Here is a 4,936-nt window from a genome sequence, read left to right on the forward strand (position 1 = left end):
TCGCGGGGGACGCCGCGGCGCTGACGGCCGGCGAGGCCGTCTACGCGGGGAGCTGCGCGTCGTGTCATGGCGCGGCGGGGGCCGGCGACGGCCTCGTCTCCGACCCCCCGCCGACCGACTTCACGGCCGGGGACGAGGAGCGCTGCGACGGCCTGATGTTCTGGCGGATCTCCACCGGCGCGGCCACCGGACCGGCCGGCTCCATCATGGCGGCCTACGGCGGCGCCCTCACGGATGACCAGATCTGGCAGGTGGTGACCTTCCTGCGCACCTTCGAGCCCTGAGGAGATCCCGATGAGCGACCTGCCCCTCCTCGATCGCCGCGGCCTGCTCAAGCTGCTGGGCTGCGGGGGCTGCGCCCTGGCGCTGCCCTCCCTGTCCGGCTGCACCATCGCCGAGGTCTTCGGCGGCGGCGACGGGACGCTGACCTTCAACGTCGCGGAGGGCCCCTTCCGCGCCCTCGGGGCGGTGGATGGCGTCGCGGCGGTCGACGTGGCGGGGCGCAACGTCCTGCTCATCCGCACGACCCCCGACGCCATCGTCGCGGTGTCCCGCATCTGCACCCACACCGGCTGCGACATGGCCCCCGACCGCTTCGGCACCTGGAACGGCGACCGGCTCATCTGCCGCTGCCACGACTCGCACTTCGACGCCGAAGGGCACGTGCTGAAGGGCCCGGCGACCCGCGACCTCGCGACGTTCGACGTGGAGTTCGACGCGGCCACCGGGAGCGGGACGCTGACCCTCCAGAAGAAGAGCACCGGCATCCCGCCGGAGTTCGCCGACCTCGTGAACCCGTTCGCCGGCGACCCGGCCGCGGTCTCGGCGGGCGAGGCGCTCTACCAGCAGTGCGTCGCCTGCCACGGGGCGGCGGGGGAGGGGAGCGAGCTGTTCATGCCCCCCGCCTCGGCCTTCAACGTCGACCAGTCCGAGTGGACGGATGGCTACCTGTTCTGGCGCATCCGCACCGGCGCCGATGGCGGCCCGCCCTTCTCGGTCATGGTCGCCTACCCGAACCTCAGCGATGACGAGACCTGGCAGCTCGTGACCTTCCTGCGGAGCCTCGCGCCATGAGGCTGCTCCTCCTCGCCCTCCTGGCCCTGCCCGGCCTCGCCCAGGCCACCCCGCGCATGTCCCTCACCGCCGGCACGCCCTGCGCGGCCTGCCACGTCAACCCGAGCGGCGGCGAGGGCCGCAGCGAGCTGGGCTTCGGCGCCATGCACCGCGTGGGCGTCGTCACCTGGGACCAGCTCGGGCTGCAGGCCTTCCACGACGTCAACAGCAACACCTGGCTTGACGGGGCCGTGGGCTTCGGCGTCGACCTGCGCATGCAGGGCGCCCGCCTGGGCCGCCCCGAGCTGGTGGACACCGACACGGGCACGAAGACGGAAGTCCCTGATTACACATGGTTTCCCATGCAGGCGCAGCCGTACCTCACGGTGAAGCCCGCCGCCGGGCTGACCCTGTATGGCACCTTCCTCGCAGGCCCCGGCACCCTGCGCGACGGCAAGATCTGCGACCCCGTCTTCCAGGGCATGAGCTGCTACGGCGCCCAGGCCATCTACGAGCCCGGCGGGGTGGCGCCCACGGTGCGGGCGGGCGTCTTCCAGCCCTCCATCGGCGTGCGCAACGACGACCACACGCTCCTCATCCGCGGCGACGCCGCCGCCCGCCGCGTCCCCATCATCGCCCCGGGCTACGCGGAGGCGGGGGCCGAGGTGGCCTGGCAGCCGGTCCAGTGGGTGCGCCTGGAGGCCGGCGGCTTCCACACCGGCAACCTGGACAAGGCCCTCAACGACGGCAACGAGACGGCGGAGCTCTGGCCGGTGGCCTACCAGGCGCGGGTGACGTTCCAGCCCCTGCTCGAGCTGGGCGGCGGCCCCCCGCCCGCCGAGGCCGACGAGTTCGGCGACGACTTCGGCGCCCCCAGCGAGCCGGCCCACCCGTTCGTCATCAACACCTGGCTGGGGGCCTCGGCCTTCGGCAGCGGCGACTTCCTGATGATCAACGCGTTCCTCGGCCTCGGCATCCACGAGGGCCTCTCGCTGCTCTCCGAGCTCTCCCTGAGCCAGCGGACCATCGAATACGAGACCCTCAACGGCGTCGTCGGGCTCAGCTACGCCCCCTGGGCCTGGATCGCCGCCAGCGCCCGGGCCGAGCGCGCCCGCACCACCACCGCCACCGCCGAGATCACGACGGTGCAGTACGTGGCGGGCCTGGAGCTCTTCGTGGTGCCGGGCCTGGAGGTCCGGCCCGAGTACCGGCTGGTCGAGACGGACGACTACCGCTTCGGCCAGGCGACGCTGCAGGTGCACCTGTTCTACTGAGTCCCCCCAGGCCGGCCAGCGGCCGGCGCTCGAAAGGAGATGCCCATGCGGTCCCTGATCGCCCTCGCCCTCTTCGCCCCGGCCGTCGCCCTGGCCGCCCCCCAGACCGCCGAGCTCGCCGGCGAGATGAAGTTCGTCAGCGACGCCCCCCTGGAGAAGATCGTCGGCACGGCCAGCGGCGCGGGCGCCCTGACCGTCGACCTGGACGACATGACCACGCTGCAGGCCACCATCACGGTGCCGGTGGCCTCCATGAAGACCGGCAACGACCAGCGCGATGACCACCTGCGCAGCCCCGAGTGGCTCGACGCGGCCCAGTTCGCCGAGATCACCTTCGTGGCCTCGGCCGCCAAGGTGACGAAGCCCACCACCGGCGACGACGTGAAGGAGGCCGAGGTGGAGGTGACCGGCAAGTTCACCCTGCACGGCGTCAGCACCGACATGACCGCCCCCGCCACCCTCAAGTGGAAGGGCGACAAGCTCAAGATCACCACGAAGTTCCAGGTGAAGCTCGACGCCTACAACATCAAGGGCCGCGATGGCGTGGTCGGCAGCAAGGTCGGCACCAACATCGACGTGGACGTCAGCCTCAAGGGCGTCCTGAAGCCCGTGGCCCCGTGAAGGCGGCCGGCATCATCGCCATCGTGCTGGGCCTGGGCGTCGGCGGCGTCTGGCTCGCCTCGGGCATGCACCTGGCGACGCAGACCGAGAAGCTGGTCGAGACCCGCACCACGGACGAGTTCGGCGACGAGGTCGTCGACCGCAAGTGGGAGAAGACCTTCGAGCTGGGGCTCGACTTCGCCGGCCCCGGCGGCGGGGGCCTCGTCGGCCTGGGCGGCGTCCTGCTCTTCCTGGCGCGTCGCCGCCGCAAGGCCGCCTGATCATCCCCCGCCGTTTCGGGCACTTGGCGCCCGACCTGCACCGGTCTCCCCGGAACATCTAGACTCCAGACGTGTCCACCCGGCAGGGCGCCATCGCCGCGGGGCGGTGGAATTTCCCTGATTTCGCAGGCGTTTGAAGAGTCCGAACACCAGGAGGAGCCCCCATGCGACGAGCCGCCACCGAAGAGCTGATCCAGCGTGTCCTGCGCGATGAGTACCTGGCCCTCGGGGTCATCCACTACCAGATGAGCGAGGAGATCGGCCCGACCAGCCAGTGTCGGATGATCATCACCTTGCGCCACCAGAACGGACCTCCGCGAGACGTGGTCATCGAGGGGGAGGGCGTCGGCTTCATCGACGCCGCCTTCCACGGCCTCATGGGCCACTACGCCCGCGAGTTCCGCTCCCTGGAGACCATCCGGTTCACGGGCTTCGAGGTCCATGGCCAGATGCACACCGGCAACCAGCAGGGCCTCGACGCCGAGGGCGAGGTGCGCCTGACCGTCTGCAACAGCGAGGGCAAGGCCTTCCAGTTCAGCCAGAAGGGCCGCAGCACCGTCGCCGTGACGCTGCAGGTGGTCGTGCAGGCGGTGGAGTACTTCGTCAACTCCGAGCGCGCCTTCATCCGCGTGCACCGCGCCCTCGTGGACGCCCGCCAGCGCGACCGCGCCGACCTCATCCAGACCTACACCGCCCAGCTCGCCGAGCTGGTCAACACGACCAGCTACACCGACGTCATCGAGCAGATCCGGCGCGAAGCCCTGTAGCGGCCCGGCGTTGGCCGTGGCCGCCTCCGGCGTGGCATACTCCTGCTCATGAACGAGCGCGCGGGTGGCGGCGGCCGCCGGATTCGCGGCGTCGCCGTGGGCGTCGTCACCAACATCAGCGATCCGCAGCAGTGGGGCCGCGTGAAGGTGCGGCTGCCCTGGCTGGACGGCCCCGACGCGGCCATCGAGTCGCACTGGGCGCGCGTCGCGGGGTGGTACGCCGGCAACTCCCGCGGGACGATGTTCGTGCCCGAGATCGGCGACGAGGTGCTCGTCGCGTTCGAGGGGGGCGACCCCAACCACCCCTACGTCCTCGGCGCCGTCTGGAACGGCGAGCACGCCGTGCCCGGGCCGGGCAACCCCGACGGCGCCAACGACCACAAGTGGTTCCGCAGCCGGGCCGGCCACGACCTGGAGTTCCTCGACTCCGACGGGGCCGAGAAGATCCGGCTGGTCGACAGTTCTACCAATAATTCCATGGTGTTCGACACCGCCGCGGACACCATCACCACCGAGGCGAAGACCGGCACCATCAACATCCGGGCGCCGAAGGGGCTGGTGAAGATCGTCTGCGTCGACCTGACGATGACGACGAGCCAGGGGCGCACGCTGGAGGTGGGGACGACCCACACGGTCACGGTGGGCAGCGCGCGCACGGTGAACGTGAGCGCCGGCAACTTCATCGAGCTGGCCGGCTCGGCCATGACCATCACGGCGCCCCAGCTCGCCACGACGACGAAGAGCGACGTGGGGGTCTCGGCGGGCGCGATGGTCATGAACCAGGGCCAGATCAGCACCGAGATCGGGGAGTGGGGCGAGGTCCAGCAGGGGCCGGTGGTGCGGACGGTGGGGTCGCAGACCGTCCAGACCGACGGGTTCATGACGGTGAACATGGCCGGCGAGCTGTCGGGGACGTTCACGCTGCTGGCGGGCTCGGCGATGTCGTCTGCGAAGGGCGGGT

General features: G+C 71.1%; 7 protein-coding genes. All 7 read left to right on the forward strand.

Annotated features, from left to right (window positions below):
• A partial coding sequence (locus tag KDM41_17185; GenBank protein MCB1185156.1) for a cytochrome c occupies nt 1-284 on the forward strand: 284 nt, incomplete at its 5' end.
• 10 nt (nt 285-294) lie between these two features.
• Entirely contained in the window at nt 295-1,074 is a 780-nt protein-coding gene (locus KDM41_17190) for a Rieske 2Fe-2S domain-containing protein (protein MCB1185157.1), read from the forward strand.
• The gene (locus KDM41_17195) at nt 1,071-2,327 is read left to right on the forward strand and encodes a hypothetical protein (GenBank protein MCB1185158.1); all 1,257 of its coding nucleotides are present in this window, start codon (nt 1,071-1,073) and stop codon (nt 2,325-2,327) included. The genes KDM41_17190 and KDM41_17195 overlap by 4 nt, the downstream gene beginning before the upstream one ends.
• Before the next feature lie 45 nt (nt 2,328-2,372).
• Nucleotides 2,373-2,948: a YceI family protein gene (locus KDM41_17200; GenBank protein ID MCB1185159.1), complete on the forward strand. Its 576-nt coding sequence runs from the start codon at nt 2,373-2,375 to the stop codon at nt 2,946-2,948.
• Nucleotides 2,945-3,208 (forward strand): hypothetical protein, encoded by a 264-nt coding sequence (locus tag KDM41_17205; GenBank protein ID MCB1185160.1) that lies wholly within the window; start codon nt 2,945-2,947, stop codon nt 3,206-3,208. Before KDM41_17200 ends, KDM41_17205 begins: the two co-directional genes overlap by 4 nt.
• Nucleotides 3,209-3,372: 164 nt before the next feature.
• On the forward strand, nt 3,373-3,975 hold the full coding sequence (locus tag KDM41_17210; protein ID MCB1185161.1) for a hypothetical protein: 603 nt from the start codon (nt 3,373-3,375) through the stop codon (nt 3,973-3,975).
• Between the two features lie 48 nt (nt 3,976-4,023).
• A partial coding sequence (locus tag KDM41_17215) for a hypothetical protein (GenBank protein ID MCB1185162.1) occupies nt 4,024-4,936 on the forward strand: 913 nt, incomplete at its 3' end.

It is taken from the genome of bacterium, assembly GCA_020440705.1.
In the GTDB taxonomy this organism is placed as follows: Bacteria; Krumholzibacteriota; Krumholzibacteriia; order LZORAL124-64-63; family LZORAL124-64-63; genus JAGRNP01.